This is a genomic window from Gordonia sp. (in: high G+C Gram-positive bacteria) (assembly GCF_049299075.1).
GTDB lineage: Bacteria > Actinomycetota > Actinomycetes > Mycobacteriales > Mycobacteriaceae > Gordonia.
Genome location: NZ_JBAQWU010000259.1, coordinates 1 through 2,246 on the forward strand (window position 1 = coordinate 1; position 2,246 = coordinate 2,246).

1 protein-coding gene and 1 pseudogene are annotated in these 2,246 nt (G+C 68.2%); both read right to left on the reverse strand.

Annotated elements, in window-relative coordinates; translation table 11 throughout:
• Positions 1–235 precede the first annotated feature (235 nt).
• The gene (gene hflX / locus WAW85_RS08095) at positions 236–1,645 is read right to left on the reverse strand and encodes a GTPase HflX (protein WP_422559110.1); all 1,410 of its coding nucleotides are present in this window, start codon (positions 1,643–1,645) and stop codon (positions 236–238) included.
• Positions 1,646–1,694: 49 nt separating this feature from the next.
• A pseudogene (locus tag WAW85_RS08100) lies at positions 1,695–2,246 on the reverse strand (diaminopimelate epimerase); the annotation flags it as partial.

Sequence of the window (2,246 nt, forward strand, 5' to 3'; positions counted from 1 at the left end):
ATACTGGGGGTATCCCTGCTGGGGGTATCCCTGCTGGGGGTATCCCTGCTGGGGATATCCCTGCTGGGGGTACGACTGTCCGTAGCCCGGCGGCTGCGGTTGATTGCCGGCGTGCGGTTGATCCCACGGACTGGTCACTGACGGCCCTCCCCTCCGGCCGAGACGACAACATCCGCCTTCTCGGTAGTGTGCGGCGATACTATCGGGTGCGCCGAGGGGCTGATCGTCCGGCGCGCTACTGCGCCACCAGGTCGGCGTATTCGGCGGCGAGGGCCTTCGGCATCCGGGCCCGGACGCGGGTGCCGTCCTCGGCGTGTTCGGTGTGCAGCACATGTGCCTGCTCGTGCAGTCGGGACAGGACCTCGCCGCGCGCGAACGGCACGGCGAGCACGGCCTCCACATCGCCGGCTTCGACGAACTCGGTGATCCGGGCGAACAGCTCGTCGATGCCCTCGCCGGTGCGCGCCGAAACGAAGACCGCGTCGCGGTACTCCCCGCGCAGCGCGGTCAGCCGGGTGGCGTCCACGGCATCGATCTTGTTGATCACCAACAGTTCCGGCGGCGGGGTCGCGTTCTCCTCCGAATACACCTCGCCGAGCACCTGGTGCACCGCAGATATCTGTTTGCCGGGAAAGGCATCAGCGCCATCGACGACGTGGATCAGCAGGTCCGCGTCGACCGCTTCTTCCAGCGTCGACCGGAACGCCTCCACCAACTGGGTGGGAAGGTGCCGGACGAAGCCGACGGTGTCGGTGAAGACCACCTCGTGCCCGTCGGCCAGCTTCCCCCGGCGCGTGGTCGGGTCCAGCGTCGCGAAGAGCGCATCCTGGACCAGCACCCCGGCCCCCGTCATCGCATTCACCAGCGACGACTTCCCCGCGTTGGTGTAGCCGACGACGGTCAGCGCCGGGATGGTGCCACGGCTGCGCTGCGCGCGCTTGACCGTGCGCGCGGTCTTCATGCCGCGGATTTCTTTGCGCAGCTTGGCCATGCGCTCGCGGATTCGCCGACGATCGGTCTCGATCTTGGTTTCACCGGGGCCGCGCAGGCCCACACCGCCGTTGCTGCCGGCCCGACCACCGGCCTGCCGCGACATCGATTCACCCCAACCGCGCAGACGCGGAAGCATGTATTCCATCTGTGCCAGCGAGACTTGCGCCTTGCCTTCGCGGGAGGTGGCGTGCTGGGCGAAGATATCCAGGATCAGTGCGGTCCGGTCGATCACCTTGACTTTGACGACGCGCTCGAGCGCGGTCAGCTGCGCGGGCGTCAGTTCACCGTCGCAGATCACCGTATCGGCGCCGGTCGCCAGGACCACCTCCCGCAGTTCCTCGGCCTTACCCGAGCCCAGGTAGGTCGCCGCATCGGGTTTCGGACGGCGCTGAATCACCGCTTCGAGGACCTCCGATCCTGCGGTTTCGGCGAGGGCGGCCAGTTCGGCCATGCTGGCCTGGGCTTCATCGGCACTGCCGGAGGTCCAGACACCGACGAGGACGACGCGTTCCAACCGCAGCTGCCGGTATTCGACTTCGGTGACGTCGGAGAGTTCGGTGCTCAGTCCGGCCACGCGTTGCAGCGACGCGCGGTCGCTGAGCTGAAGTTCGCCAGTGGTCGGTGTCTCGGGGAGTTCATGCAAGTCAGTCATATACCGACCATGATGCCTGATCGGACCGGCCGCGCGCACCTGGGTTTTGCTAACCGCCCAGGAATCCGTCGATCAACTCACCGCGCGCGACCAGCCGCGACGGGCCGCGCAGGTACGCCTGACCGGCGGCGATCGTCACCGTCACGCCGCCGCCGGGCACCGTGATGCCCACCGTTCCTTCGCTGCGCCCGATACCGTGCAGGGCGGCCGCGGCACCGGCTACCAGACCGGTCCCGCACGACCGAGTCTCTCCCACGCCACGCTCGTACACGCGCAGGTGAGACGTGAAATCGAGCGGCGAGGACGCCGGCTCCAATGGCGTCAGCACCTCGACGTTGGCACCAGCCGGGAAATCTGCACCATTCAGCACCGGTGCGACGGTCAGATCCAGCGCGGCCAGCGTCTGCGCGGTCAGATCGGCGACGACGCATGCCAGGTGCGGATTGCCGACGTCCACAGCGTCGCCGGTCAGTGCCCGTCCGGCGATCGTGACGGTGCTCGTCCCGTCCAGGCGCGCGGGACCCATGGCGACGGTCACCTCGGCCGCACTCTGATCACAGGAGTGCACGGTGACCGGGCGGGCGCCGGCCCGCGAACCCAC

Excerpts from the sequence above, each read along its gene's own strand:
- hflX (WP_422559110.1), bottom strand. The coding sequence starts at position 1,645 with ATGACTGACTTGCATGAACTCCCCGAGACACCGACCACTGGCGAACTT.